This window comes from Streptomyces atroolivaceus, from assembly GCF_000717025.1.
GTDB lineage: Bacteria > Actinomycetota > Actinomycetes > Streptomycetales > Streptomycetaceae > Streptomyces > Streptomyces atroolivaceus.
Genome location: NZ_JNXG01000002.1, coordinates 579,587 through 604,054 on the forward strand (window position 1 = coordinate 579,587; position 24,468 = coordinate 604,054).

The following is a 24,468-nucleotide window of genomic DNA, read 5'->3' on the forward strand; positions in this document are numbered from 1 at the left end:
GAGCGCACGCGACGGCGGCGGGCACGACGGAACGGCCGTGAGCGAGCGAGGCCGTGGAGGAGCGGACGGGGCGGCGGAAGAGCGGACGGGGCCGGAGCGCCACCCCGTGGCGTGGCGGGGCCGGGGGGCGCGGGGCGCGGGTCAGAGCGCGAGGCGGCGGGAGAGGTCGGACCGGAAGGCCCCCGCCGGGTCCAGCTCCTCGCGCAGTGCGCGGAACTCGGGCAGCCGCGGGTACATCGCGGCGAGCAGACCGGGCCGCAGGCGTGCGTCCTTCGCCAGGCAGACCCTGCCGCCCGCCGCCGCGACCTCCTCGTCCAGCCCGTCGAGCAGGCGGGCCAGACCTGGCAGGCCGACGGGCAGCCCGAAGGAGAGCGTCCAGCCGGGCGCCGGGAACGAGAGCCACCCCGGGCCGCCCTCGCCGAAGCGTTTGAGGACGGCGTGGAAGGCGGGGCAACGGCGCAGGGTGAGCCGGCGGACGATCCGGTGCAGGGTCTCCTCCTGACCGTGTCCGACGGTGAACTGGTACTGGACGGAACCGCCCCGGCCGGGGGCACGGCCCCAGCGGGGTGCGGCGTCCATGGGGTGGAAGAAGGTGGAGATCCCCTGCGGTTCCCCGCTCCGCGAGGCGGGTGAGCCACGGAAGCGGAGCCCGTTCAGGAGCGCCGCCGGGGTCCGGCCGAGGAGCCCCTCCGGGATCAGCGCGGACGCGGTGGGCAGCGGCCCGGGGCGGAATTCCAACGCCGTGCGCCTGGCGCGCGCCGGGAGCGCGTCCAGGGGTGCGTGCTCCCCACGGGTGACGACGGCGCGGCCCGTGCTTCTCCCGCGCGCCAGGAGGTCGATCCACGCAGCCGCGTACGGTGTCCGGTCGCCGCAGGCGGCGAGCCGGGCCAGCGCCTCGTCCAGGTCGTTCGCCCGTGCGGTGTCGACCGACATCAGGGAGCTGGTGACGGGGCGCAGGCCGAGGGTGGCGGAGAGGATGACGCCGGTGAGCCCCAGGCCTCCGGCGGTCGCGTCGAAGAGGGCGGAGCCCGGCAGCACCGTCCGTACCTCGCCGTCGGCGGTCAGCAGCTCCAGGGCGCGCACGTGCCGGGCGAACGAGCCCGCGGTCCGGTGGTTCCTGCCGTGGACGTCCGAGCCGATCGCTCCCCCGACGGTGACCTGGCGTGTGGCGGGGGTGACCGGGAGGAACCAGCCGAGCGGGAGCACCGTCCCCATCAGGCGGTGCAGGCTCACCCCGGCATCGCAGACCACCGTCCCCGCGACGGCGTCGACCGCGCGGATCCGGTCCAGTGCGGTCATGTCGATCACGGAACCCCCCGCGTTCTGCGCGGCGTCACCATGGGCGCGGCCCAGCCCCCGGGCGACGACCCCCCGGGGACCGCGGCCCCGCACGACGAGCGCGGCGTCTTCGTACGTACGAGGGCGGAACCGCAGGGCGGTCGTCGGGGCGGTGCGGCCCCAGCCGGACAAGGACACCGTGTCGACAGACATGGTCGTGACCGTATCGCCCAGCAAAACCCTTTTGAGGGATTTGTTACAGCACTCACCGAAATGGGTGATTGGTGAGTCGAGAGGCGGTCCACGCCGGTTTTCCGCGCCCGGAAGGGTACGCGTACGTCATGGACTGGCTGAAGAAACTTCCCGTCGTCGGGCCGCTCGTCGGGCGGCTGATGGAGACGCACGCCTGGCGCTCCTACGAGACGCTGGACCGGGTCCACTGGACCAGGCTCGCGGCGGCGATCACCTTCCTCAGCTTCCTCGCGCTCTTCCCGCTGATCGCGGTCGGCGCCGCGGTCGGCGCCGCCCTGCTCTCCCCCGAACAGCTCGACAAGATCGAGGAGAAGCTCGCCGACCAGGTGCCCGGCATCTCGGACCAGCTCGGCATCGACAACCTCGTGGACCATGCGGGCACGGTGGGAGTCGTCGCCGCCGTGCTGCTGCTCCTCACGGGCATCGGGTGGGTCGGCTCGATGCGGGACTGCCTGCGCGCGGTGTGGGAGAAGGACGACGTGGACGAGGGCAATCCGGTCGTCCGCAAGCTCAAGGACGCCGGTCTGCTGCTGGGCCTCGGCGGAGCGGCCCTCCTGACGCTCGCCGTGTCCACGGTCGCCTCCACGGCCATCGGCTGGACCGCCGACCGCCTGGGCATCCCCGAGAACGGCCTCGGCGGGGTGCTGCTCCAGCTGGCCGCCGTGGCCGTGGCGGTCCTCGCCGACTTCCTGATCCTGCTCTACCTGCTGACCCTGCTGCCCGGGGTCGAGCCGCCGCGCCGGCGCCTCGTCGTGGCCGGGCTGGTCGGCGCGGTCGGCTTCGAGCTGCTCAAGCTGTTGCTCGGCAGCTACATGCGGGATGTCGCGTCGAAGAGCATGTACGGCGCGTTCGGCGTGCCGATCGCGCTCCTCCTGTGGATCAACTTCAGCGCGAAGCTGCTGCTGGTCTGCGCCGCCTGGACGGCGACGCCCAGCAAGGACGGCGTCAAGGGCGAGGAGGGCGCGGACGTCAGCGGCGGGGGAGGCGACGCGCCAGGTCGGGAAGCGGCCAGCGCCGGTTGACCAGGAACACACCGGCGGCCAGGACCGCCAGCAGCCCGCCGGTGACCGACAGCGCGGTCCACACCCCGCCGGACCCGGCCGGGGCCGCCGTCGTGGCCGCCGCGGCCGCGTGTTCCTTCCCCTCGGCCTTGCCCGCGCCCGTCGCGGCTTCGGAGCCCTTCGCCGCCACGGCGGACTTCGGGGGTACCAGCTCGCCCACCGGTGTCACCTTGCCGCTGGCGGAGAAGCCCCAGTCGAGCAGGCCGGCGGCCTCCGTGTAGACGGCGTGGCTCTCGTCGGACGAGGGGTTCATGACCGTCACCAGCAGCACCTTCCCGTCGCGTTCGGCGATGCCCGTGAAGGTGTTGCCCGCGTGCGTGGTGTAGCCGTTCTTGACGCCCGCGATGCCCTTGTAAGGCTCCACCCCGATGTCGCCGGTGATCAGCCGGTTGGTGTTCTGGATCTCGAAGCTCTTCCGCTTCTTGCCCTTCTTCTGCTCGCCCGGGAACTCCGCCGTCGCCGTCGCGGCGTACTCACGGAAGTCCGCCTTCTGCATCCCGCTCCGTGCGAACAGCGTCAGGTCGTAGGCGCTGGAGACCTGCTCAGGGGCGTCGTAACCGTCGGGCGAGACGACCCTGGTGTCCAGGGCCTGGAGCTCCTCGGCGTGACGCTGCATCGCGGCGACCGTCGCGGGGACGCCGCCGTACATCTCCGAGAGCACGTGCACGGCGTCGTTGCCGGAGCGCAGGAACACACCGAGCCACAGGTCGTGGACCGTGTAGAGGTGGTCTTCCTTGACACCCACCAGGCTGCTTCCCTCGCCGATGCCGGAGAGTTCGTCCTCGGTCACCAGGTGGGTCAGGGACTTCGGCTGCAGGGCGGGCAGGACCGTGTCGGCGAAGAGCATCTTCAGGGTGGATGCGGGAGGCAGCCGCCAGTGGGCGTTGTGGGCCGCCAGGACGTCCCCGCTCTCCGCGTCCGCCACGATCCACGACCGCGCGCTGAGATCCTTCGGCAGGACCGGGGCACCGGGCCCCAGGGAGACCTGGGTGCCCACCTCGCCCAGCCGCTCGCCTCCCACGGTCGACATCGGACCGGTCGGCTTCGGCTGTTTGTCGTCGGTCTTGTCCTTGTCGGCCGCCCCTGCGGGACTGACGACGCATACGGACAGCAACGCGGCGGAGAGGACCGTCATTACGGTCTTTTTCAGAGCAGGCACGGTCGGAAACGTACAGGGCGTTGCTGAGGATGGGGACCCGGATGGCCTGACCCGCCGGACATACCGCCGGGACAGCCCACCCCGGGCGATCGGTCGGGAGCGCGGCGGCGATACTGATTCCATGAAGCTCAGCCGCCCCGTCTCCTGGTTCCTGCTCGTCTTCGGAGCGTGGAGCTGGGTCATCTGGGTCACCTTTGTGAAGAATCTCTGGAAGGACGGCAGCGGACTCGCGTTCGACGACGCGGGTGACCCGACTGCGTACTTCTGGGTCCATCTCGCGCTCGCCATCACCTCGTTTCTTCTGGGGACGGCTGTGGGGGTCATCGGGTTCCGTGGTGTCAGGGCTTCGCGTCGTGAGAGCACATGACGGAACGGGCACGGCTCGTCATCCGGACAGGATCGTTTCAGCGGGGGAGCGTACGTGGTTGTGGTCTTCGTACTTGTGGCGGTCGCGGTCTTCGCGCTGCTCGCGGGTGTGCACAGATATGTGTGGCGCCGGCTGATCGGTGACACCACGGAGAAGGGCGGTGTCGCGCGCCGGGCGGGCACCGTCGCGGCCTTCGTGCTGCCGCTGCTCACCGTCGGTGCCTTCGTCTCCAGCCGTGCCGGGTTCCCCTTCTGGCTGCAGCAGGTGCTGGCCTGGCCGGGTTACCTGTGGCTGGCGGTCCTGCTCTACCTGACGCTGGCTCTGCTGGTGGGAGAGGCCGCCCGCCCCCTGCTGCGCCGCCTGCTCGCGCGCCGGGCCGGAACAGCCGGCGCCGGACCTGCGGACCAGGCCACCGGGAAGGCCGACGCACGCACCGGCCGGACGCCCCTGGCGGCGGAGGACCAGACGGACCAGGCCCCCGCCTCCACCCCCCGGCAGGCGGAGCGGGCAACCGCCACGGCCACGGGACCCGGCTCCGCGACGGGCAGCACCCGTACGGAACTCGCGCCGGCCGCCGAGACCGCCGCCCCGCCCGTCGCCGACCCCTCGCGGCGGCTGTTCGTCGCCCGCGCCGTCGGCGGAGCGGCTGCTCTCGCGGGGCTCGGTACGGTCGGCTACGGCACCTACGGGGTGCTGCGCGGCCCCAAGGTGAAGCGGGTCACCGTGCCGCTCGCCAGGCTGCCGCGCTCCGCCCACGGCTTCCGGATCGCCGTGGTCAGCGACATCCACCTCGGCCCCATCCTCGGCAGCGCGCACACCCGCCGCATCGTGGACACGATCAACGCGACCCGGCCCGACCTGGTCGCCGTCGTCGGGGACCTCGTCGACGGAACCGTCGCCGATCTCGGTACCGCGGCAGAGCCGCTCGCCGGGCTGGAGGCACGCCACGGCAGCTACTTCGTCACCGGCAACCACGAGTACTTCTCCGGCGCCGCCGAATGGGTCGACCACGTGCGCGAGCTGGGTCTGCACCCGCTGGAGAACGCCCGCGTGGAGATCGCCGGCTTCGATCTCGCCGGAGTGAACGACGTCGCGGGCGAGAGCGAGGGCCAAGGGCCCGACTTCGCCCGAGCGCTCGGCGACCGGGACCGCAGCCGCGCCTCCGTCCTCCTCGCGCACCAGCCCGTCGTCATCGATGACGCCGTCGAGTACGGCGTCGGTCTCCAGCTCTCCGGCCACACCCACGGAGGCCAGCTCTGGCCCGGGAACATGCTGGCGGGACTCGCCAATCCGACCGTCGCCGGGCTCGAACGCTACGGCGACACCCAGCTGTACGTATCGCGCGGTGCGGGTGCCTGGGGACCGCCCGTGCGCGTCGGCGCCCCCTCCGACATCACCGTGGTGGAACTCGCTTCCCCGCAGGCCTGAAGTCAGCCGGCTCCGCCGTCCCGTGCGCCCCGCGAGGACGCCCCGGGCATGAACTCCACCAGCACGTCGTGGACCTGCCGCACGAGCGGTCGCAGCACCCGGAAACGGGAGAGCGCGATCGCCCGGGCGGCGATCGGCGCGGTGCGCTCGACGAGCCGGCGGCTGCGTTCCGTGCCCTCGGACCGGTCGTAGACCCAGAACAGCACCAGGCCCATCTGCATCAGCCACATCAACTGCGGCAGCAGTCGGGCGAGTTCGGGGTCGGCTTTGGTCGAGGAGCCCGCCAGGCAGCGTTCGTGCACCGAGATGACCGCCTCGCGGGCCGCGGCAGAATCCTGCGAGAAGGGGGAGAGCGGACTGTCCGGGTCGGCGGCGTTCTTGAAGAACTGCGCGGCGAAGCGGTGGTACTGGCCGGCCACGTCCAGCCAGCTCAGCAGCACTCCCCGGATGCGTACGGCGAGGTCCTCGTCCCCGGCCAGCACGGGTTGTACCGCCACCTCGTGCTCGGCGGCGAGCCGGTCGTAGAAGCCCTGGACCAGGTGCTCCTTGGACGAGAAGTAGTAGTACGCGTTCCCGACGGAGACCCCTGCCTCCTGGGCGATGGCCCGCATCGTCGTCCGGTCGTAGCCGCGCTCCTCGAAGAGCCGGAGCGCGGTCTCCAGGATCAGGGTGCGGGTCTGCTCGCTCTTCGGTGCCTTCGCCGGCTTCTCTTCCTTGGCCACGCTCCCAGGCTATCCGGGAGCCTCGTACGCCGGATCCTTCGAGGTCATGGCCTCGACGAACTCCGCCCGCAGTGCGTCGGGGGACGGGAGGTCCTTGCCGAGCGTCGTGTTCCACCACGCGGCAGCCTCGTCCGCTCCCGAGCGGAAGCCCCGTCGGAGAGGGATCCGGAAGAGGAGCTGCTCCACGGAGATCCCGGTGGAGCGGCGCCACTCCCGTATGCGTACGGCCGTCGTCGCCGGCGGGGCGCCGGGAGCGCTGCGCGGTGCGGCAGGGGAGGGGGCGGAGGTGACCGTGCACCGCGCTCCGGCGCGCAGGTGACGGCCTCTCACCAGCCTCACACCCGGCACCTTCTCACCGGCCTCCAGCGGGGCACCCTCCCGGTCCGTCCGGGTGGCCTCGACGACGTCCAGCATGAGCGCGGCGCAGTCGTCGAACGAGGCGCGGTCCAGGGCCGTGACCACGACGGTGTGGTGGAAGCGGGCCATTCGGCCCGGTCTCAGGCGCTCATCGAACGCGCGGTGTTGACCTGGGACATGACCCACTGGAAGGTCTCGGGCCCCGTCGCGGGGATCATCGTCTGGTGGTGCCGGCCGCCGCTGGTGACCGTGATCTGCACGAAGCCGGTCGTGCGCTTCTCCTTCATCAGGAGGAACAGCAGGCCGATGAGGCAGAACAGCGCGAACACGATCGCCAGCACGATGCCCACGGTGGGGATCTTCTCCTCCGTGCGCGACATGTCGGTCGCCGTCCACACCGCGCCCTTGAGCGGCAGGGTCCCGGACGGGGTCACGATGCCGTCGTTCATCACCGTGATGTCACCCAGCGAGAGCATCGGCACGCCGCCGCCCTGCTGCACCGGGAGGTTGAAGCCGGGCTCGGTCGGCTGACCGGCGCCCGGATAGCCGTAACCGGGGACGGGCTGCGCCGCGGACTCGGGCAGCGGCTGCGGGTAGCCGTACGCCGGAGTGCCGCCCGGCGCCGGATAGCCGTATCCCTGGCCGTCCGGCATCGTGGGCGGATTACCCTGCGGCTGGGGCGGGCCCCACTTGTATGAGTCGTCCGCGTACGGATTCGGATCGCTCATGACGTTCCCCGTTCTCCATCAAGCCATGTGCTCCCGTGCCGTGCGCCGGGAGAGGCGAGCCGGTCAGCGGCTCCGCACGACCGTACCGTTCCTGACCGCCCGACGCACCAAGAGGCCCCGTTCCCCGCACGGTCGGTGCGGCGAACGGGGCCTCCTGAGGCAACGCCTGGGTCAGAAGCGGCGGGTGATGAGTGCGCGCTTCACTTCCTGGATCGCCTTGGTGACCTCGATGCCACGCGGGCAGGCGTCCGTGCAGTTGAACGTCGTGCGGCAACGCCACACACCGTCACGGTCGTTGAGGATCTCCAGCCGCTGCTCGCCGGCCTCGTCACGCGAGTCGAAGATGAAGCGGTGCGCGTTGACGATGGCCGCCGGGCCGAAGTACTGGCCGTCGTTCCAGAACACCGGGCACGAGGACGTGCACGCGGCGCACAGGATGCACTTGGTGGTGTCGTCGAAGCGCTCGCGGTCCTCGGCGGACTGCAGGCGCTCACGCGTCGGCTCGTTGCCCTTGGTGACGAGGAAGGGCATCACGTCGCGGTAGGCCTGGAAGAACGGGTCCATGTCGACCACGAGGTCCTTGAGGACCGTGAGGCCCTTGATGGCCTCGACCGTGATCGGCTTGTCCGGGTTGATGTCCTTGATCAGCGTCTTGCAGGCGAGCCTGTTCTTGCCGTTGATCCGCATCGCGTCGGAACCGCAGATGCCGTGCGCGCAGGAACGCCGGAACGTCAGGGTGCCGTCCTGCTCCCACTTGATCTTGTGAAGGGCGTCGAGCACACGCTCCTTCGGGTCGATCGAGATCTGGAAGTCCTGCCACTGGACCTCGTCGGAGACCTCGGGGTTGAACCGGCGGATCCGGAACGTGGCCGTGATGTACGGGGTGTCGGCGAAGCCCGCCTCGGCCTTGTCGGTCTTGTCCAGGGTCGGGGTAGCCATCAGTACTTACGCTCCATCGGCTGGTAGCGGGTCGTGACGACCGGCTTGTAGTCGAGCCTGATCGACTCGGTGCCGTCGTCCGCGACCTCGCGGTACGCCATGGTGTGGCGCATGAAGTTGACGTCGTCGCGGTTCGGGAAGTCCTCGCGGTAGTGACCGCCGCGGGACTCCTTGCGGGCCAGCGCGGAGGTCGCCATGACCTCGGCCAGGTCGAGCAGGTTGCCCAGCTCGATGGCCTCCAGCAGGTCGGTGTTGAACCGCTTGCCCTTGTCCTGGATGGACACGTTGAGGTAGCGCGCCCGCAGTTCGGCGATCTTTTCGACCGCCGTCTTGATGGTCTGCTCGGTGCGGAACACCATCACGTTGGCGTCCATGCACTCCTGCAGCTCCGTGCGGAGCGCGTGCACACGCTCGGTGCCCGTCGAGTTGCGCAGCCGCTCGACCTGGTCCTGGACCAGCTGTGCCGGGTTCTCGGGAAGCTCGACGAAGTCGTTCTTCGCGGAGTACTCGGCGGCGGCGATGCCCGAGCGGCGCCCGAAGACGTTGATGTCGAGCAGTGAGTTGGTACCCAGGCGGTTGGCGCCGTGCACGGAGACACAGGCGACCTCGCCGGCGGCGTACAGGCCCGGCACGACGGTGGTGTTGTCGGCCAGCACCTCGCCCTCGACGTTGGTCGGGATGCCGCCCATGGCGTAGTGCGCGGTCGGCTGGATCGGGATCGGGTCCGTGTAGGGCTCGATGCCGAGGTACGTGCGCGCGAACTCGGTGATGTCCGGAAGCTTCGCGTCCAGCTGCTCCGGCGGGAGGTGCGTGAGGTCGAGGTAGACGTGGTCGCCCTCGGGACCGCAGCCGCGGCCCTCACGGATCTCCGTGTAGATGGAGCGGGACACGACGTCACGGGACGCGAGGTCCTTCATGACCGGCGCGTACTTCTCCATGAAGCGCTCGCCGTCCTTGTTGCGGAGGATGCCGCCCTCACCACGGGCGCCCTCCGTCAGCAGGATGCCCATGCGCCAGATGCCCGTCGGGTGGAACTGGAAGAACTCCATGTCCTCCAGCGGCAGACCGCGGCGGTACGCGGCGGCCTGGCCGTCACCGGTCAGGGTGTGGGCGTTGGACGTCACCTTGAAGAACTTGCCGGTGCCGCCGGAGGCGAAGATGATCGACTTCGCCTGGAAGACGTGGATCTCGCCGGTCGCCAGCTCGTAGGCGACGACGCCCGCGGACTTCTTGACGCCGTCGACCTCCTGGAGCAGGAGGTCCAGGACGTAGAACTCGTTGAAGAACTCCACGCCCTCCTTGACGCAGTTCTGGTACAGCGTCTGGAGGATCATGTGGCCGGTGCGGTCCGAGGCGTAGCAGGAGCGGCGGACCGGGGCCTCGCCGTGGCTACGGGTGTGACCACCGAAGCGGCGCTGGTCGATGCGGCCCTCGGGCGTGCGGTTGAACGGCAGGCCCATCTTCTCGAGGTCGAGGACGGCGTCGATGGCCTCCTTCGCGAGGATCTCGGCGGCGTCCTGGTCGACCAGGTAGTCGCCGCCCTTGATCGTGTCGAAGGTGTGCCACTCCCAGTTGTCCTCCTCCACGTTGGCCAGCGCGGCGGCCATGCCGCCCTGCGCGGCGCCCGTGTGGGAGCGGGTGGGGTAGAGCTTCGTCAGCACGGCGGTGCGGCTGCGCTTGGTCGACTCGATGGCCGCGCGCATGCCGGCGCCGCCGGCGCCGACGATGACGGTGTCGTACTTGTGGATCTGCATGGTTTTCCTCTGGTCCCTCTGTCCCGGCGCCTAGCGGATGTTCGGGTCGAAGGTGAAGATCACCAGCGTGCCCAGCAGGACGGTGAACACCGTGGCGGTGTACAGGAGCATCTTCAGCCAGAAGCGGGTGTTGTCCCGTTCGGCGTAGTCGTTGATGACCGTACGGAGGCCGTTGGCGCCGTGCAGCATGGCGAGCCACAGCATCGCCAGGTCCCAGATCTGCCAGAACGGCGAGGCCCAGCGGCCTGCGACGAAGGCGAAGCCGATCTTGGACACGCCGCCGTCGAGCACCAGCTGGATCAGCAGGTGGCCGATGACGAGGACGACCAGCACGATGCCCGACAGGCGCATGAAGAGCCAGGCGTACATCTCGAAGTTGGTGCGCGAACCCTTGGGGGTCTTGCCCGTGCGCTTGCGCGGGGGCTCGATGACCGGCGCCGGGTTGTCGACGTCGTAGAGGCTTACGCCCTCGACGTCGCCGATCGCGGAAGAAGGTGTCTCGGTGGACATCGGCGTCAGCTCCCGAAGACTTCGCGTACGGCGTGACCGAGGACGGGGTACAGGGCCCCGACCATCAGCACGATCCAGATACCCAGGACGGTCCAGAGCATCTGCTTCTGGTAGCGCGGGCCCTTGGCCCAGAAGTCCACGGCGACGATGCGGAGACCGTTCAGCGCGTGGAAGAGGATTGCGGCCACCAGGCCGTACTCGAGCAGCGCGACGAGCGGGGTCTTGTAGGTGGCCACGACGTCGTCGTACGCCTCGGGGGAGACACGCACGAGGGCGGTGTCCAGGACGTGCACGAACAGGAAGAAGAAAATGAGGACACCGGTGACTCGATGAGCCACCCAGGACCACATGCCTTCCCGGCCGCGGTACAGCGTTCCAGCCGGCACGGAAGAACCCTCCGGGAGCGGGGATTGGGGTCGGCCGGCTTGACTGTCGGTCTGACCCGGCCGGGTACGGTCCACCGGCCCTGGCCATCGTAGCGACGCTTTGTCGGTTCCACGGAGGCGGGGCCTCCGGTGTGATCAAAGCGGCAGTCAAACAGGCACGGACGGGCTATCGGGGGGCATATGCCGCCTGGGGGAACGGGCCGGGCGCACGGCCCGCCTCCGTCATCAGCTCGATGATGCGTCCCCGGGCGAGTCGCCGCATCTCCTCGGCGGTCAGCGCGCGCTCCTCGTCCGGATCGTGCGCCAGGCGGGTGCGGATGGCGGCCAGCACCTGGTCGACGTGCTGGGAGGGGCGCAGGCCGTCGAGACAGATCACGAAGACATGGCCGAACCGGCTCTCGTACGCGGCGTGCGCGGCGCGCAGGGCCAGGTGGGCCGCGCGGGGTGCGTCATGGTGCAGGCACGGGGCGCTCTCCGTGGTGAGCGCCTCGGAGATGTCGGCCGGCGCGAGGTCGTACCCCGCCTCGTCGGACGCGGCGATCAGTGTGTCCACGTCCGGGTAGGGGCGGTGGGCGGCCAGCCGTTGGGCCCAGCGGGTGCTGCCGCAGCACTCCAGCAGGGCGGCCTCGGCCTGGTCGCGCGACCAGGCGTTGAAGCGGCCGAGCCCACTCGAGTGGGCACTCGGGCGGGTACTCACCGACACTGGTTGCGGAACGGGGGCCTCCGCCGGAGCCTCCCGCAGGGCCGGGGCCGGACCCCGGTGCTGGACGGGAACGGCCGTCCGCCCGGCCTGCTGCGGTGGGTTCGGCAGGTCGGCGTGGGACTCGCTGGACCTGGACAGCGGAACTCCTCGAATGAATGACATCTGTGACCCGGGAGAGGGGCCGGAGAGCGACGAGGTTGCGCGGGGGTGGGAGTGAGGACTGATTCCTGTGTGCTGTCACGCTAACGAGACCGGGCGACGTGTGACCGGATGATGCGAGAAGTTCACCCGGACGGGAGAGTTCCGCAACACTGGATGGACGAATCAGTGGGGGAAATGCCCGGCTTTCTCATTCTTCTTCGACCTGTTTCTCCCCCAATCCGGAGGTTTCTGACCGATGTCGCCCTCACGTGCACCCCTGGTGGCCGGCGCCGCCGTCGCGGTGGCAGCAGCCGTCACCCTCACCGTCGTCGTCTGGCCCGAGGACTCGGGTCCCGGCACCCGGAGCGGAGCGTCGGCCTCGTCCCGCACGTCCGCCTCACCGTCGCCCACCCGGAGCTACCCGCTCTCCACGACGCCGCGGACGGTACCCGCGGTCCGGGAGCACACGGCCGCCCGCGGGCCCGGCTGGAAACCCGCCGGGGGCAGCACGGTCGTCGCGGCCGACCCGCAGCTCACCGACGAGGCGAAGCTGCTCGCCGGGGAGCTGGGGATCGGCTACCGGGGGGAGAAGCCGGCCCGGCCCGGTGACGTCGAGCTGGCGCTCGCGTCCTCGGGCAAGGGCGACCCGGAGTCGTACACCCTGAAGACCTCGGACGACCGGGTCGTCATCAGCGGTCCGGGTGAGGCGGGCGTCTTCTACGGGACCCGCACCCTCAAGCAGTCCCTGGCCGCCGACAGCACCGTGCCCGAGGGCGTGGTCAGCGACACTCCCGACAGGCCGCAGCGCGGGCTCAACCTCGACATAGCCCGCAAGCACTACTCGGCGGACTGGATCGAGGACAGGCTGCGCGAGATGGCCGACCTCAAGCTCAACCAGCTCGGCCTCCACTTCTCCGACGACCAGGCCTTCCGGATCGAATCCGACACACACCCCGAGGTGGTCTCCGAGGACCACCTCACCAAGGCCGAGGTGCGCCGGATCGTGAAGCTCGCCCGGAGCCTCCACATCACCGTCGTCGGCGAGATCGACTCCCCGGGACACCTGGGTGCCGTCATGCGCGCCCACCCCGATCTCCAGCTGCGCAACACGCAGGGCGTCGCGCGGCAGGGTGCCATCGACATCTCGAAGGCCGGCTCGGCGCGGATCGTGGACGACCTGCTCAACGAGTACGCGGAGCTCTTCCCCGGCGACTGGTTCCACGTCGGCGCGGACGAGTACCAGGCGCTCACGGTGAGCGATCCGGCGGCCTCCTACCCGCAGCTGGCCGCCGCCGCGCGGGAGAAGTACGGCGACGACGCCACCGTCCAGGACCTGACGGAGGGCTGGCTGAACGACCGTGCCGCCGTCATCCGCAAGGCGGAGAAGATCCCCAAGGCGTGGAACGACGGCTTCTTCAGCGGCGGGAAGGTCACCGCCGACAAGGGCATCGAGGTCGAGTACTGGACCGGCAAGGAGATCGGTGCCCGGCCGCCCCAGGACTACCTGGCCGAGGGCCGCAAGGTGATCAACCTCAACGACGAGTACCTCTACTACGTGCTCGGCCAGCCCAACGACTTCACGTACCCGACCGGCGAGCGGATCTACGAGCAGTGGACCCCCTTCGTCCTGCGCGGTACCGAGCCGGTGGCCGAGCGCTACTCGAAGCAGATCCTGGGCGGCCGGTTCGCGGTCTGGGGCGACCTCCCGGACGCGCAGACGCAGGCGCAGGTGGCGGAGGGCATCCGGATGCCGCTCAACGCGGTCTCCCAGAAGCTGTGGGACCCGCGGGAGCCGAAGCTGACCTGGGCGCAGTTCACCGCGCTGGCGGACGAGGTCGACTCGTCGGACTGATCCTCGTGCGCAGGCTGACCCGGGTGCAGGGCGAGCGCGCGGCCCTCGGCCCGGCCCCGCTCTCCACCCCGTCGCCGACCGGTCCGGCGGCCGTCTGAGTTGACCCGTTTTCGCGCTTCCCCGTGGCGCCGGGTGGGAAGAATGGCAGCCCGGACCGCGGGGGGAGCGCGACGTGGGTTTCTGGGGCTGCTATCTGGTGGGCCGCAGCGGTGAGCCGCTCATCGGCCACCCCGCGCTGCGGGACGCGCGTGAGCGTCTGACGCTGCGGGAGTACCGGGCTGACGGCTGGCAGGTCTGGTCCCACCCCACGGAGCCCCCGCTCGGCAGCATGACCGCCCTCGCCGACGCGGCGCGGGCACCGGTCCTCCTCGGGTCCCTCATGGACGGTGTCTGCGTCGCCGTCGAGGCGGCCGCGCCGTACAGCGGGTCCTGGTACGCCTGCCTCGGCAGGGAGCCGATGGCCGAGCACCTCGGCCCGGACGGCATGACGCTGGAGGACCTTTTCCTGCCACCCGAGGACGCGGCGGCCCGGGCCGTGCTGTGGGCGGCCGAAACCGGCCGGGCCGTCCTCGAAGGCCCTCTGCTCGAACTGTTGCGTATCGGACAGCCCGAGTGGTCCGCAGACCAGCTTTTCTTCGCTTTCCTGGACTGTCTGGGCATCGAAAGTCAGTCCGACTGAGCTCTGCTGTGATCTCTCGTGTCGGGAGAGTGACGCTTTTCAGCCATCTGGCGCTGTATGCGGTAACGGGAAGCGGTGAGCTCCCCGGGACCGATGGACCGATGGGGGAGGCGCCGATGAGTCTGCTCGAACTGCTCGCTCGTGCCGACGAGCGAGGCCTGGCGGCGAGCGGGGTCGCCTGTCTGGACCGCTGTCTTCCGCCGCCGGAGGACGGCGGCGATCCGGAGCCGCTGCGCCCGCTCTGGGCGGCCTGCGAGAGCGGGGCGGAATGGGCCACCCGGCTCGACGCCGCGCACGCGGCGCTGGAGAGCGCGGCGGGGAGCGACGACACGGCGGCCCGCGTCCGGACGCTGCTCGGTGGAGCGCCCCGGGACTTCGACGCGGGAGCGCTGCGCGCGTGGGCGGACGCCTGCTCGCTCCTCGCGCTGGACGTCCACCGGGAGTTCGACGTCCCGGCCGGCGCCGGCCCGGGGACGTCCGGGCACGGCCGGGCCGGGGCGGCCGCGGACAGCGGTCCGCTCGCCGCGGGAGAACTCCGCCGCCAGACCCAGATCCTGGAGGGTCTCGCGGAGACGGCCGGGACGGCCGGCGCCGGCACGGGCCTGCGCCGGGTCCTGGATCTGTCGACCGAGGGCCGGAGAGTACTGCGCGCGGTGGTCTCCCGCCGGGCCCGCGGGCGGGCGGCGCGACCCTGAAGTGACGCCACGAGGGGGAGAGGACGACGACCGGGGCCGCCACCCCCCACAGGAGAGGCCCCGGCCGTCTTCCACAGGGCCGCAGGGCGACCCCGTACTCATCTCAGCGCCACGGGTGCGTTTTCTGTCACACCGCACCGGGTCAGGAGACGGTTGCAGGTTGTACAAGTCATGGACGGGGCACCGTCCGACCACGTAGCGTGCTGAGTCACGCAGGGTGGCGCAGTAGTGGTGACCAGCTACGATTCGAATCAGCAGGGCGGGTTGAGGGAGTGCTGGGGGACGACGCGGAGCTGACCGCCGCGGTGCTCGCGGCACAGGACGGGGACGAGGACGCCTTCCGTACTGTGTACCGCGCTGTGCACCCACGGCTGCTGGGCTACATACGGACTCTGGTCGGTGAGCCGGACGCCGAGGACGTGGCGTCCGAGTCCTGGCTGCAGATAGCGCGCGACCTCGACCGCTTCAGCGGGGACGCCGACCGGTTCCGCGGCTGGGCGGCCCGGATAGCGCGGAACCGCTCGCTCGATCACATACGGATGCGGGGCAGGCGCCCGGCGATCGGCGGGGACGAGAGCGAGCTGGCAGGCGAGCCGGCCGAGTCCGACACGGCGGGCGAGGCGCTGGAGGCGCTGGCCACCGGACGCACGATGTCCCTCATCGCACAGCTGCCCCAGGACCAGGCCGAGGCGGTCGTGCTCCGGGTGGTCGTCGGTCTCGACGCGAAGAGCGCGGCCCGGACGCTGGGCAAGCGCCCCGGCGCGGTGCGCACCGCGGCTCACCGAGGACTGAAGCGGCTGGCTGAGCTGGTCGGCGCCGACGGCGGCCCGGAGGACGGAATTCCGGCGGCCGGCGCGGAACTCGGCGCCGTACCCGCGCAACGCCCCGGCCGCCAGGGTTCGGTGGCGCCCGCCGGTGTGACGCATTCGAGTCCGTGGACGCAGAGGGACATGTGATGGCCGACGAGCAGTACGAGTGGCTTGACGCGGACGCGGCGGAGATGTTGCTCCGTGGCGAGCCCGTCGAGCCCGTCGGCGATCACGCGAGGACCGAGGCCCGGCGGCTGGAGGCCGCCCTGGGCGCGCTGCGGATCCCCGGCCCGCCCGGCGGCGAGCTGCCCGGCGAGGCCGCCGTGCTGGCAGCCTTCCGAGAGGCGTCCGGGGGCGGGAAGCGGATGGCCGGCGAGGCGGGTCCCGCCGGCCTGGCGGGGCAGGACGCGCTGCACACCGTACGGATCGGGACGGGGCCCGCAGCTCCGCGCCGGCGGCCGCGCTGGTCCCGCCCGGTGCGCTACGGCCTCGCCGTCTCGCTCGCGGGGTGCGCGCTGGGCGGTGTGGCGGTCGCCGCGGGGACGGGCATGCTTCCCGCACCCTTCGGCGGCCACGGCTCACCGGTTCCGGCCACGTCCGTCTCCGCGGCCGCGTCCCCCGAGGAACTGGAGACCGAGGTGCCCGACGCCCGGGAGCAGGCGCCACTGCCCTCCGGGACACCCCGTGCCCCCCGCCCGCCGGCGCCCCCGGACGCGCCCGAGGGCGGGACGGCCGGCGGCGACGGGCCGGCAGGCCAGGACGGCGGGGGCACCCCGGACCGCGAGGACACCGGCCGGGACAGCGGAACCACCGGCGGCACCCAGGACGGCACGGACGGACGCGAGGTGCCCGGGGACAGGTCCCCGGCCGAGGTGTACAAGAAGTCGGTCAAGGCCTGCCGCGACTACCGGGAGGACGCCCTGAGCCCGGAGGACGAGCGACGGCTCCTCCGGCTGGCCGACGGCGAACGCAACCTGGACCGCTTCTGCGACCGTCTCCTGAACCCGGCCGACCGTGACGGCGGGAGCGGGGCGGACGAGGACGGCCAGGGCGACGACAAGAACAGCGGCGGGGGCAAGGGCGGGGACGGTGAGGGCTCGCTCCCCTCGATCACCTTCCGTACGCAGTCCGCCGAAGGTCACGCGGATGACGCGCCGCAGGACGGACCCGATGCGCGGCCGACGGCCGGCCCTACGGCGAGTTCACTGTCGATGCTCCTCCCGGCAACGCGCTGACCTGCGCAGACGCTCCAGCTGTAACGTTCTTCGGCAGCCCGGCGCAGTAGTGAGTGCCGACTGGTCATCGGCCGCGCAACGAGCCGGGGTTCCCCCCGTACCTTCGGCTCGGCGCACTCGGCGCGGGCGGGACACGTTCCCCCGGTCCCGCCCGCGCCCCCGAACCTCCTGAGCCCTTCACCAGTAGATGACGACCTTGTCGCCGTTCCGCACCTGGGCGTAGAGCGACGCGATCTTCCCCTCGTCCCGTACGTTCACACAGCCGTGCGAGGCACCGTTGTAGCCGCGTGCCGCGAAGTCCGACGAGTAGTGCACCGCCTGGCCACCGCTGAAGAACATGGCGTACGGCATCGGGGAGTCGTAGAGCGTCGACACGTGATGGCGGGACTTCCAGTACACCGAGAAGGCGCCCTCACGGGTGGGCGTGTACTGGGAGCCGAACCGCACGTCCATCGACGAGACGACCCTGCCGTCGATCATCCAGGCGAGCGTGCGGCTGTTCTTGCTGATGCACAGGACCCGGCCCTCCATGCAGCGGGCGTCGGGCTTCACCGCCTCCGGCTCGGCGGTGGGCGGGTCGAGCTCCTCCGGTGACGGCTCCCGCGTCATCGCGAGCAGCCTGTCCCAGGTGACGGTGTCGGTCCTGCCCGTACGCTCCAGGCCCCGCTTGTCCTGGAAGGACCGCACGGACGCGACGGTCGCCGAGCCGTAGTACCCGGTGGGGCTGCGGTCGAAGTGGCCGATCTGGCGCAGCCGGGCCTGGAGTTCCCTCACGCGCTCGCTCCGGTCGCCGACGGACATCAGGGTGCTGGGCCGCGGGGAGGGCCGTGCGCTCGGTGTCCGTGAGGCAGTGGGCGAGGGGGTGGCCTGGGGAGCGGCCGAAGGGCTTGCCCCGCCGCCCGGCTTCGCGTCGTCCGTGGGGCGCGTCGGTGCCTGCACCGGGAGGGCGGTGGGTTCGGCGGCCCCCACCGTCTCGACCTTGCAGCCCGCGGTCAGGGTGACGAGCGCGACCACGCCGACGGCTGCCGCGGCCGCCGTGCGCACTCCGCGCGCGTCACTGTTCGTCAGTCCGCGTCTCATCTCTGCCCCCTGGTCGGGTCCGTCGCCGCCCGGTCCCGCGTGACCCGTCGCGTGGCACGGACATCTCATGAGACGGATTCCCGTCCTGCCCGGTTGCCGAATCCTGCGCATCATGGGAGACATGCGTCCAGACCTTCGGGCAGGCGCTGTGGGCAGGGTCAGCGGCAGAGGCCTCCCGGAGACCGTGGGACGACGCGGACGGAGTGCGTCGCGCGGTTCGTCACCGACAAGCAACGTGAGCGGGAGGCACAGCACATGACGCGTGAGTCCGAGTCGGGACTGCCCATCGAGCCGGTGTACGGGCCGGAGGCGCTCGACGGCTGGCGGGCCGAGGAGAAGCTGGGCGCCCCGGGTGCCTTCCCCTTCACACGCGGTGTCTACCCCACGATGTACACGGGCCGGCCGTGGACGATGCGGCAGTACGCGGGTTTCGGCACCGCCACCGAGTCCAACGCCCGCTACAAGCAGTTGATCGCCAACGGGACGACGGGCCTGTCCGTCGCCTTCGACCTGCCCACCCAGATGGGACACGACTCGGACGCCCCCATCGCCTCGGGTGAGGTCGGCAAGGTCGGCGTGGCGATCGACTCGGTCGACGACATGCGCGTCCTGTTCGGCGGGATCCCGCTGGACCAGGTCTCCACCTCGATGACCATCAACGCCCCGGCCGCGCTCCTGCTCCTGCTCTACCAACTGGTCGCGGAGGAGCAGGGCGTGGCGGCGGACAAGCTGACCGGCACGATCCAGAACGACGTGCTGAAGGAGTACATCGCCAGGGGCACGTACATCTTCCCGCCGAAGCCCTCGCTGCGGCTGATCGCCGACATCTTCAAGTACTGCAAGGCCGAGATCCCGAAGTGGAACACGATCTCGATCTCCGGCTACCACATGGCGGAGGCGGGGGCCTCGCCCGCGCAGGAGATCGCGTTCACCCTCGCGGACGGCATCGAGTACGTCCGTACCGCCGTCGCGGCCGGCATGGACGTGGACGACTTCGCGCCCCGGCTCTCCTTCTTCTTCGTCGCCCGTACGACGATTCTCGAGGAGGTCGCCAAATTCCGTGCCGCACGCCGGATCTGGGCGAGGGTGATGCGGGAGGAGTTCGGCGCGAAGGACCCCAAGTCGCTGATGCTGCGCTTCCACACCCAGACCGCCGGCGTCCAGCTCACCGCACAGCAGCCCGAGGTCAACCTGGTCCGGGTCGCGGTGCAGGGCCTGGGCGCGGTCCTCGGCGGCACGCAGTCGCTGCACACCAACTCCTTCGACGAGGCGATCGCCCTGCCGACGGACAAGTCCGCCCGCCTGGCGCTGCGCACCCAGCAGGTCCTGGCGTACGAGACGGACGTGACGGCGACGGTGGACCCCTTCGCCGGTTCGTACGTCGTCGAGAGGATGACCGACGACGTCGAGGCGGCGGCGCTGGAGCTGATGCTCAAGGTCGAGGACATGGGCGGCGCGGTCGACGCCATCGAGCGCGGCTTCCAGAAGGGCGAGATCGAGCGCAGCGCGTACCGCATCGCCCAGGAGACGGACAGCGGCGAGCGCGTCGTCGTCGGGGTCAACCGTTTCCGGCTCGACGAGGAGGAGCCGTACGAGCCGCTCCGCGTCGACCCGGCGATCGAGGCCCAGCAGGCGGCCCGCCTGGCGAAGCTCCGCGCCGAACGCGACCAGGGGGCGGTGGACGCGGCGCTGGCGGAGCTGAAGAAGGCGGCCGAAGGCACGGACAACGTGCTCCACCCGATGAAGGACGCGCTCAGGGCCCGGGCCACGGTGGGCGAGGTCTGCAACGCGCTTCGGGAGGTGTGGGGGGCGTACGTCCCGGCCGACGCGTTCTGAGGGGCTCGGCCACCCGCGCGGGTGATCTCTCGCCGTTCGGCCGCACCCGTGGATAGGCTCGTGAACGGTGGTCTCCGAAAGGAGGATGCCGTGGCTGTGACACAGCACGAGGAGCTGGTGACGATGCAGTCGGAGCTGACGATCGGCGAGGCGGCCGAACAGGCCGCACGCTCGCTGCCCGGGCATCGCGTGGAGATTCTCCAGGGGAGGCTCACGGTGACACCACCGGCCGACGTTGCGCATGCGCTGGCGTTGTCCTGGCTCGGCGAGGAATTCGGTGCCAGGGCGCGCGGAGTCGGGCTGAGGCTGGTCCAGGCGGTCGGAATCTGGCTGCCCACCGGCCCGGACGACTACGCGATTCCCGATCTGTCAGTCGTCGAGGCAGACATCCGCGACGCTCATGTCATGAAGAACTGCTACGCCCCGCACGTCTTCCGCATGGTCCTGGAGGTCACCTCGACCGACTGGGCGGACGACCTCGGCCCCAAGGTCGAGGGCTACGCCCAGGCCGGGATCCCGGTCTATGTGGTGGCCGACCGCAAGCACGACCAGGTGCTGGTCTGCACCGACCCGCGCGGCGGCGAGTACAGGACCCGGACGCCCCACAAGCGGGGCATGTCCTTCACCGTGCCGGACGTGGTCGGGGTGGAGATGGAGCTCTCCGTGGACCGGCTGCTCAACGGCGACGAGGACTGACCGGCCGCATTCCGGACGCCCGGACGCAGTGTCGTACCCGCGTGCGAGACTCCGTTCATGCTGGGTGTCACCGATCTTCCGACCTATCTCGCCGGCCTGGTGCTGATCATTCTCCTGCCGGGGCCGAACTCGCTGTACGTGCTCTCCGTCGCCGCCAGACGTGGGGTGCGCACCGGCTATGTGGCTGCTGCCGGGGTCTGGACCGGGGACGCGATCCTGATGACGCTGGCCGCACTGGGCGCCGCCTCCCTGCTGCAGACGACGCCCCTGCTCTTCGCGGTCGTCAAGTTCGCCGGCGCGGGCTATCTGACCTGGATGGCGATCGGGATGATGCGGACGGCCGTGTCGATGTGGCGCGAGCGGCAGCAGCACATGGCCGAACTGGCGGTGGAGGACGGGGCGCCCGCGAAGGAGGCGGAGCATCCCTACCGTCGTGCGCTCGTGGTGAGCCTGCTCAATCCCAAGCTGATCCTGTTCCTCATCTCCTTCTTCGTGCAGTTCGTGGATCCGGGCTACGCCTATCCGGGACTCTCCTTCCTGCTGCTGGGCACGCTGTTGCAGCTCGGCAGCTTCCTCTACCTCTCGGCGCTCATATTCGGCGGCACCCGGCTGGCCGCCGTCTTCCGCCGCCGCAAGCGGCTGTCGGCGGGGGCCACTTCGGCGGCGGGTGTGCTGTTCCTCGGGTTCGCGGCGAAGCTGTCCTTCAGCAGCGTGTGAGCGTGGCGGTGGTCAGTGGTGCCAGGCCTTGCCGCCCACGTTGTGGATCATCCGCTGGAGGACCTTGAGGGCGGCGACGAACTCCTCGTCCGGGATCCCCGCGTGGATCTCCGCACTCGCCCTGCTGACCCGTTCGGCGGCCTTGGCGCGCAGCGCGTGTCCTTCGGGGGTGAGCCGCAGGCGGGTGGTGGGGTCCTGGGTGACGAGGCCTTGCACGATGAGGGTGTCGATCTCGGGTTCGAGCGAGTCGCCGACGTTCAGATAGCCGCGGAGCATCGCGACCACCTCGGCGCGCGGGCGGCCGTGCTCGTCCGCTTCGGTGAGCTGGTTGAGGACCCACCAGGGGGGCTGGGTCAGGCCGTGTTCGGCCAGTGCGGCCCGGATGTGGGTCACGGTCGCGTCGTGGGCCGCCCAGCTCCAGTAGCCGATGGGCTGGCGTGCGAGTCCGGCGTCGTCATGTGAGTAGTCCATGTCCTGGACCGTAGGACCTCAATCAAAGTTGAGGTCAAGGCCGCCGTCGGTGTGCTTCCGGGATACGGCAGTCCGTGTGCGTGGGCACGGCCACGAGCGCGCCCCGCGGCGTGGCGCGGCCCGTGCGGTACGGCCCCGGTGCGGGTCACTCCGGCGACGCCCAGAGTTCACCCTTCGTCGGGCCGGGCGACACCCTCTCCTCCACCCGCGTCACTAGCGTGTGCGGACCATGATCGAAGGCGAGGGCTCGCGTGCCGAAACTGTCCGTTGTCGTTCCGTTCCACAATGTCGGCGCCTTCGCCGACACGACGCTGGGCAGTCTTGCCCGTAACGCGGGCCCGGACATCGAGTTCCTGCTGATCGACGACTGCTCCACGGACGACACCCCGGCGGTCATCGACCGCTGGGCCGACAGACTTCCGCACGCCGAGGTCATCCGGCACGAGCGGAACGTAGGCATCGCGGCGGCCCGCAACAGCGGCATCGACGCCGCCCGGGGCGACTTCGTCACCTTCCTCGACGGCGACGACTGGTACGCGCCCGGCCACCTGGGCCGACTGCTGCACGCCGCCGACGAGCTGGACTGCGACTTCGCCCGCACCGACCACGTCCAGGCCACGGGCACCAGCCGGGTCGTGCGGCGCGCGCCCGCGCGACTCCGCGACACCGTGCTGGATCCGCGCCAGGGCATCGCCGCTCCCGAATGGGAGACGATGGTCGACTACCCCTTCGTATGGGCGGGTGTCTACCACCGGCGCCTCTTCGAGGACGGCGGCCACCGCTTCACCACCAGGCTGCGCACCGCCGAGGACCGGCTGTGGATCTGGCAGCTGCACCTGCGGGCCCGTACCTACGCGGCACTGAACCTGTACGGCATCTTCTACCGGCGCGGCGTCACCACGTCCCTGACGCAGATCAAGGACTCGCGTCAGCTGGACTTCTTCCCCGCCTACGACACGCTGATCGACGAGATCCGTGAGGACCGGGACGCGGAACTGCTCCTCCCCAAGGCCGTCCGCACCTACTGCGCGATGATCGCCTTCCACAACGAGAAGGCGGACGCGTACGAGCCCGCGACCTTCCGGCGGCTGCGCCAGGAGTCCGCAGCCGCGCTGCACCGCATGCCGCAGCAGGTGCTCGACCACACCCTGACGATGATGGACACCAGGCGCAGCACCCTGCTCAACCGCCTGCGTGACAAGCAGAAGGCCGCCTGACCCATGCCCACGCGCACCCAGATCTTCCAGGTGTCGACCCTCTACGGGGCGGCCACACTCGCGGCGGCGCTGGACGCCGGCCAGTTCGGACCGGGGCAGGACAGCCACCGCGTCCTGCTCGTCTCCAACAACGCGGCGGTCCCGGAGACCGCCCTCCGGCTCGAGGAGATGCGCGGCTACGGGGACATAGCGGCCCGCTTCGACTCCGTCGTCGACTGGAACGACGCCATCAGTCCGCACCACCCGAGCGGCTGGGGTCCGCGCGCCGAGGAGACCGAACTCTGGCAGCGCGCGTTCCGCCTCGCCTGGGGCATCGACCCCGACGGCCCCGTCGACCTCGCCGTCGAATCCATCCAGGTCAACCCGGCCCGCGCTCTGGCCGCGATCTTCTCCGAGAGCGCCGTGCACGTCTACGCCGACGGCCTGATGAGCTACGGCCCGACCCGCAACAAGGTTCCGCGCTCCATCGCCTGCCGGATCCAGCGGGTGCTCCACCTGGATCTCGTACCGGGACTGCGTCCGTTGCTCCTCGCCGAGTCCGGCGTCGAACCCGAGCTCGTGCCGGACGAGGCCTTCCGCAAGGTGCTCGGCGAGATCGCCCGGGCGGCGGACGGCGACCGCAGGCTCGCGGAGGCCGAGGCCGAGGCGCCCACGGCCGTGCTCCTGGGCCAGTACCTCGCGGCCCTGAACATCCTCACGGCCGAGGAGGAGGAGGACCTGCACCTGCGGATGCTGCGCGGCGCGGCGCGGGCCGGGCACACCTCCGTCCTCTTCAAGCCCCACCCCACCGCACCGGCCCGTTACTCCAGGGCGCTCGACGACGCGGCCGCCGCACTGGGAGTGCGGCTGACCACGCTGGACAGCCCGCTGCTCGCCGAGACCCTCTACGAGCGGTGCTCGCCCACACTCGTCGTCGGCTGCTTCTCGACCGCGATGTTCACCGCCGCCGCGTACTACGGCATCCCGGTCGCCCGGGTCGGCACCCGCCTCGTCCTGGACCGCATCACCCCGTACGAGAACAGCAACCGCATCCCGCTGACGATCGTCGACCACCTCGTGCCCGACCTGGACGAACAGGGCGCCGAGCCCCTCCCCGAACTGCCGTCCACGGCCCCGGAAAGCCTCGCTCCACTGGTGCGCACGGTCGGCTACTGCATGCAGGCAGGGCTCCACCCCACGCTGCGTGCCGAGGCCGAGTCCTGGCTGCGGGACCACCTCGACAGCAGCACGCAGTTCTACTTCAAGCGGCGCCGCCTGCAGAAGCTCACCCTGCCCGGCGGCGGCCCGCGAGGAGCGGCGGTCAGGCTGCGCCGCACCGTACGGCGTACCCGCAGCAGCCTGGGCCTCTGATCCCGGACCGGGCACCTGCCCCGGCCGGCCACTGATGACAGAACGG

General features: G+C 70.9%; 25 protein-coding genes. 13 read left to right on the forward strand and 12 right to left on the reverse strand.

Going from position 1 to position 24,468, the window contains the following annotated elements:
- Positions 1-141: 141 nt before the first annotated feature.
- Positions 142-1,491: an FAD-binding oxidoreductase gene (gene dprE1 / locus OO67_RS05935; protein WP_033297747.1), complete on the reverse strand. Its 1,350-nt coding sequence runs from the start codon at positions 1,489-1,491 to the stop codon at positions 142-144.
- A 128-nt stretch (positions 1,492-1,619) separates the two neighbouring features.
- On the opposite strand from dprE1, the gene OO67_RS05940 reads away from it, so the two are divergent.
- Positions 1,620-2,552, forward strand: a complete 933-nt coding sequence (locus OO67_RS05940) for a YihY/virulence factor BrkB family protein (RefSeq protein WP_033297755.1) — start codon at positions 1,620-1,622, stop codon at positions 2,550-2,552.
- Here OO67_RS05940 and OO67_RS05945 read toward each other — a convergent pair.
- Positions 2,500-3,750: a D-alanyl-D-alanine carboxypeptidase family protein gene (locus OO67_RS05945; protein ID WP_033297758.1), complete on the reverse strand. Its 1,251-nt coding sequence runs from the start codon at positions 3,748-3,750 to the stop codon at positions 2,500-2,502. The genes OO67_RS05940 and OO67_RS05945 overlap by 53 nt on opposite strands.
- A gap of 121 nt (positions 3,751-3,871) precedes the next feature.
- Between OO67_RS05945 and OO67_RS39540 the strand changes: the two genes are divergently transcribed.
- Together OO67_RS39540 and OO67_RS05955 are read left to right on the forward strand one after the other, a co-directional pair.
- Entirely contained in the window at positions 3,872-4,117 is a 246-nt protein-coding gene (locus OO67_RS39540; RefSeq protein WP_033297760.1) for an SCO4848 family membrane protein, read from the forward strand.
- Positions 4,118-4,171: 54 nt separating this feature from the next.
- Positions 4,172-5,545: a metallophosphoesterase gene (locus OO67_RS05955; protein WP_033297761.1), complete on the forward strand. Its 1,374-nt coding sequence runs from the start codon at positions 4,172-4,174 to the stop codon at positions 5,543-5,545.
- 2 nt (positions 5,546-5,547) lie between these two features.
- Here OO67_RS05955 and OO67_RS05960 read toward each other — a convergent pair whose 3' ends face one another.
- From OO67_RS05960 to OO67_RS05995, 8 genes are all read right to left on the reverse strand, one after another.
- Complete coding sequence (locus OO67_RS05960; protein WP_033297762.1) at positions 5,548-6,267, reverse strand: TetR/AcrR family transcriptional regulator; 720 nt, start codon at positions 6,265-6,267, stop codon at positions 5,548-5,550.
- Between the two features lie 9 nt (positions 6,268-6,276).
- Positions 6,277-6,753, reverse strand: coding sequence for a hypothetical protein (locus tag OO67_RS05965; RefSeq protein WP_033297763.1), 477 nt, complete (start codon positions 6,751-6,753; stop codon positions 6,277-6,279).
- Between the two features lie 11 nt (positions 6,754-6,764).
- The gene (locus OO67_RS05970; protein WP_033297765.1) at positions 6,765-7,352 is read right to left on the reverse strand and encodes a hypothetical protein; all 588 of its coding nucleotides are present in this window, start codon (positions 7,350-7,352) and stop codon (positions 6,765-6,767) included.
- 171 nt (positions 7,353-7,523) lie between these two features.
- A complete protein-coding gene (locus OO67_RS05975; protein ID WP_033297767.1) occupies positions 7,524-8,291 on the reverse strand; it encodes a succinate dehydrogenase iron-sulfur subunit in 768 nt (255 codons plus the stop codon).
- Positions 8,291-10,045, reverse strand: coding sequence for a succinate dehydrogenase flavoprotein subunit (sdhA, locus tag OO67_RS05980; RefSeq protein WP_033297769.1), 1,755 nt, complete (start codon positions 10,043-10,045; stop codon positions 8,291-8,293). The genes OO67_RS05975 and sdhA overlap by 1 nt, the downstream gene beginning before the upstream one ends.
- 30 nt (positions 10,046-10,075) lie before the next feature.
- Positions 10,076-10,555, reverse strand: a complete 480-nt coding sequence (locus OO67_RS05985; protein ID WP_033297770.1) for a succinate dehydrogenase hydrophobic membrane anchor subunit — start codon at positions 10,553-10,555, stop codon at positions 10,076-10,078.
- A 5-nt stretch (positions 10,556-10,560) separates the two neighbouring features.
- Positions 10,561-10,941: a succinate dehydrogenase, cytochrome b556 subunit gene (sdhC, locus tag OO67_RS05990; protein ID WP_014154475.1), complete on the reverse strand. Its 381-nt coding sequence runs from the start codon at positions 10,939-10,941 to the stop codon at positions 10,561-10,563.
- 166 nt (positions 10,942-11,107) lie between these two features.
- On the reverse strand, positions 11,108-11,638 hold the full coding sequence (locus tag OO67_RS05995) for a 2-oxo-4-hydroxy-4-carboxy-5-ureidoimidazoline decarboxylase (RefSeq protein WP_244300043.1): 531 nt from the start codon (positions 11,636-11,638) through the stop codon (positions 11,108-11,110).
- Positions 11,639-12,041: 403 nt separating this feature from the next.
- On the opposite strand from OO67_RS05995, the gene OO67_RS06000 reads away from it, so the two are divergent.
- The 5 genes from OO67_RS06000 to OO67_RS06020 all read left to right on the forward strand — a co-directional run bounded on the left by OO67_RS06000 (position 12,042) and on the right by OO67_RS06020 (position 17,055).
- Complete coding sequence (locus OO67_RS06000) at positions 12,042-13,637, forward strand: beta-N-acetylhexosaminidase (RefSeq protein WP_033297771.1); 1,596 nt, start codon at positions 12,042-12,044, stop codon at positions 13,635-13,637.
- Between the two features lie 172 nt (positions 13,638-13,809).
- Positions 13,810-14,316 (forward strand): hypothetical protein, encoded by a 507-nt coding sequence (locus OO67_RS06005; protein WP_033297772.1) that lies wholly within the window; start codon positions 13,810-13,812, stop codon positions 14,314-14,316.
- A 116-nt stretch (positions 14,317-14,432) separates the two neighbouring features.
- The gene (locus tag OO67_RS06010) at positions 14,433-15,011 is read left to right on the forward strand and encodes a hypothetical protein (protein WP_033298726.1); all 579 of its coding nucleotides are present in this window, start codon (positions 14,433-14,435) and stop codon (positions 15,009-15,011) included.
- A 272-nt stretch (positions 15,012-15,283) separates the two neighbouring features.
- Positions 15,284-15,967, forward strand: coding sequence for an RNA polymerase sigma factor (locus tag OO67_RS06015; protein WP_033297773.1), 684 nt, complete (start codon positions 15,284-15,286; stop codon positions 15,965-15,967).
- Positions 15,967-17,055, forward strand: a complete 1,089-nt coding sequence (locus OO67_RS06020) for a hypothetical protein (RefSeq protein WP_033297774.1) — start codon at positions 15,967-15,969, stop codon at positions 17,053-17,055. The genes OO67_RS06015 and OO67_RS06020 overlap by 1 nt, the downstream gene beginning before the upstream one ends.
- Positions 17,056-17,232: 177 nt before the next feature.
- On the opposite strand, the gene OO67_RS06025 is transcribed toward OO67_RS06020, so the two are convergent.
- Positions 17,233-18,135, reverse strand: coding sequence for a L,D-transpeptidase family protein (locus OO67_RS06025; RefSeq protein WP_051709169.1), 903 nt, complete (start codon positions 18,133-18,135; stop codon positions 17,233-17,235).
- Positions 18,136-18,390: 255 nt separating this feature from the next.
- Between OO67_RS06025 and OO67_RS06030 the strand changes: the two genes are divergently transcribed.
- From OO67_RS06030 to leuE, 3 genes are all read left to right on the forward strand, one after another.
- Positions 18,391-19,971: an acyl-CoA mutase large subunit family protein gene (locus OO67_RS06030; protein WP_033297776.1), complete on the forward strand. Its 1,581-nt coding sequence runs from the start codon at positions 18,391-18,393 to the stop codon at positions 19,969-19,971.
- Between the two features lie 90 nt (positions 19,972-20,061).
- A complete protein-coding gene (locus OO67_RS06035; RefSeq protein ID WP_033297777.1) occupies positions 20,062-20,667 on the forward strand; it encodes a Uma2 family endonuclease in 606 nt (201 codons plus the stop codon).
- Positions 20,668-20,724: 57 nt separating this feature from the next.
- A complete protein-coding gene (leuE, locus tag OO67_RS06040) occupies positions 20,725-21,384 on the forward strand; it encodes a leucine efflux protein LeuE (RefSeq protein WP_033297779.1) in 660 nt (219 codons plus the stop codon).
- A 12-nt stretch (positions 21,385-21,396) separates the two neighbouring features.
- On the opposite strand, the gene OO67_RS06045 is transcribed toward leuE, so the two are convergent.
- The gene (locus tag OO67_RS06045; RefSeq protein WP_033297780.1) at positions 21,397-21,855 is read right to left on the reverse strand and encodes a MarR family winged helix-turn-helix transcriptional regulator; all 459 of its coding nucleotides are present in this window, start codon (positions 21,853-21,855) and stop codon (positions 21,397-21,399) included.
- A 251-nt stretch (positions 21,856-22,106) separates the two neighbouring features.
- Between OO67_RS06045 and OO67_RS06050 the strand changes: the two genes are divergently transcribed.
- On the forward strand, positions 22,107-23,072 hold the full coding sequence (locus OO67_RS06050) for a glycosyltransferase family 2 protein (protein ID WP_033297781.1): 966 nt from the start codon (positions 22,107-22,109) through the stop codon (positions 23,070-23,072).
- Positions 23,073-23,075: 3 nt separating this feature from the next.
- Positions 23,076-24,422, forward strand: coding sequence for a polysialyltransferase family glycosyltransferase (locus OO67_RS06055; RefSeq protein WP_033297782.1), 1,347 nt, complete (start codon positions 23,076-23,078; stop codon positions 24,420-24,422).
- The last annotated feature ends 46 nt before the right edge of the window (positions 24,423-24,468 follow it).

Excerpts from the sequence above, each read along its gene's own strand:
- dprE1 (WP_033297747.1), bottom strand. The coding sequence starts at position 1,491 with ATGTCTGTCGACACGGTGTCCTTGTCCGGCTGGGGCCGCACCGCCCCG.
- OO67_RS05940 (WP_033297755.1), top strand. The coding sequence starts at position 1,620 with ATGGACTGGCTGAAGAAACTTCCCGTCGTCGGGCCGCTCGTCGGGCGG.
- OO67_RS39540 (WP_033297760.1), top strand. The coding sequence starts at position 3,872 with ATGAAGCTCAGCCGCCCCGTCTCCTGGTTCCTGCTCGTCTTCGGAGCG.
- OO67_RS05965 (WP_033297763.1), bottom strand. The coding sequence starts at position 6,753 with ATGGCCCGCTTCCACCACACCGTCGTGGTCACGGCCCTGGACCGCGCC.
- OO67_RS05970 (WP_033297765.1), bottom strand. The coding sequence starts at position 7,352 with ATGAGCGATCCGAATCCGTACGCGGACGACTCATACAAGTGGGGCCCG.
- OO67_RS05975 (WP_033297767.1), bottom strand. The coding sequence starts at position 8,291 with ATGGCTACCCCGACCCTGGACAAGACCGACAAGGCCGAGGCGGGCTTC.
- sdhA (WP_033297769.1), bottom strand. The coding sequence starts at position 10,045 with ATGCAGATCCACAAGTACGACACCGTCATCGTCGGCGCCGGCGGCGCC.
- OO67_RS05985 (WP_033297770.1), bottom strand. The coding sequence starts at position 10,555 with ATGTCCACCGAGACACCTTCTTCCGCGATCGGCGACGTCGAGGGCGTA.
- OO67_RS06000 (WP_033297771.1), top strand. The coding sequence starts at position 12,042 with ATGTCGCCCTCACGTGCACCCCTGGTGGCCGGCGCCGCCGTCGCGGTG.
- OO67_RS06010 (WP_033298726.1), top strand. The coding sequence starts at position 14,433 with ATGAGTCTGCTCGAACTGCTCGCTCGTGCCGACGAGCGAGGCCTGGCG.
- OO67_RS06020 (WP_033297774.1), top strand. The coding sequence starts at position 15,967 with ATGGCCGACGAGCAGTACGAGTGGCTTGACGCGGACGCGGCGGAGATG.
- OO67_RS06025 (WP_051709169.1), bottom strand. The coding sequence starts at position 18,135 with ATGAGACGCGGACTGACGAACAGTGACGCGCGCGGAGTGCGCACGGCG.
- OO67_RS06030 (WP_033297776.1), top strand. The coding sequence starts at position 18,391 with ATGACGCGTGAGTCCGAGTCGGGACTGCCCATCGAGCCGGTGTACGGG.
- leuE (WP_033297779.1), top strand. The coding sequence starts at position 20,725 with ATGCTGGGTGTCACCGATCTTCCGACCTATCTCGCCGGCCTGGTGCTG.
- OO67_RS06045 (WP_033297780.1), bottom strand. The coding sequence starts at position 21,855 with ATGGACTACTCACATGACGACGCCGGACTCGCACGCCAGCCCATCGGC.
- OO67_RS06055 (WP_033297782.1), top strand. The coding sequence starts at position 23,076 with ATGCCCACGCGCACCCAGATCTTCCAGGTGTCGACCCTCTACGGGGCG.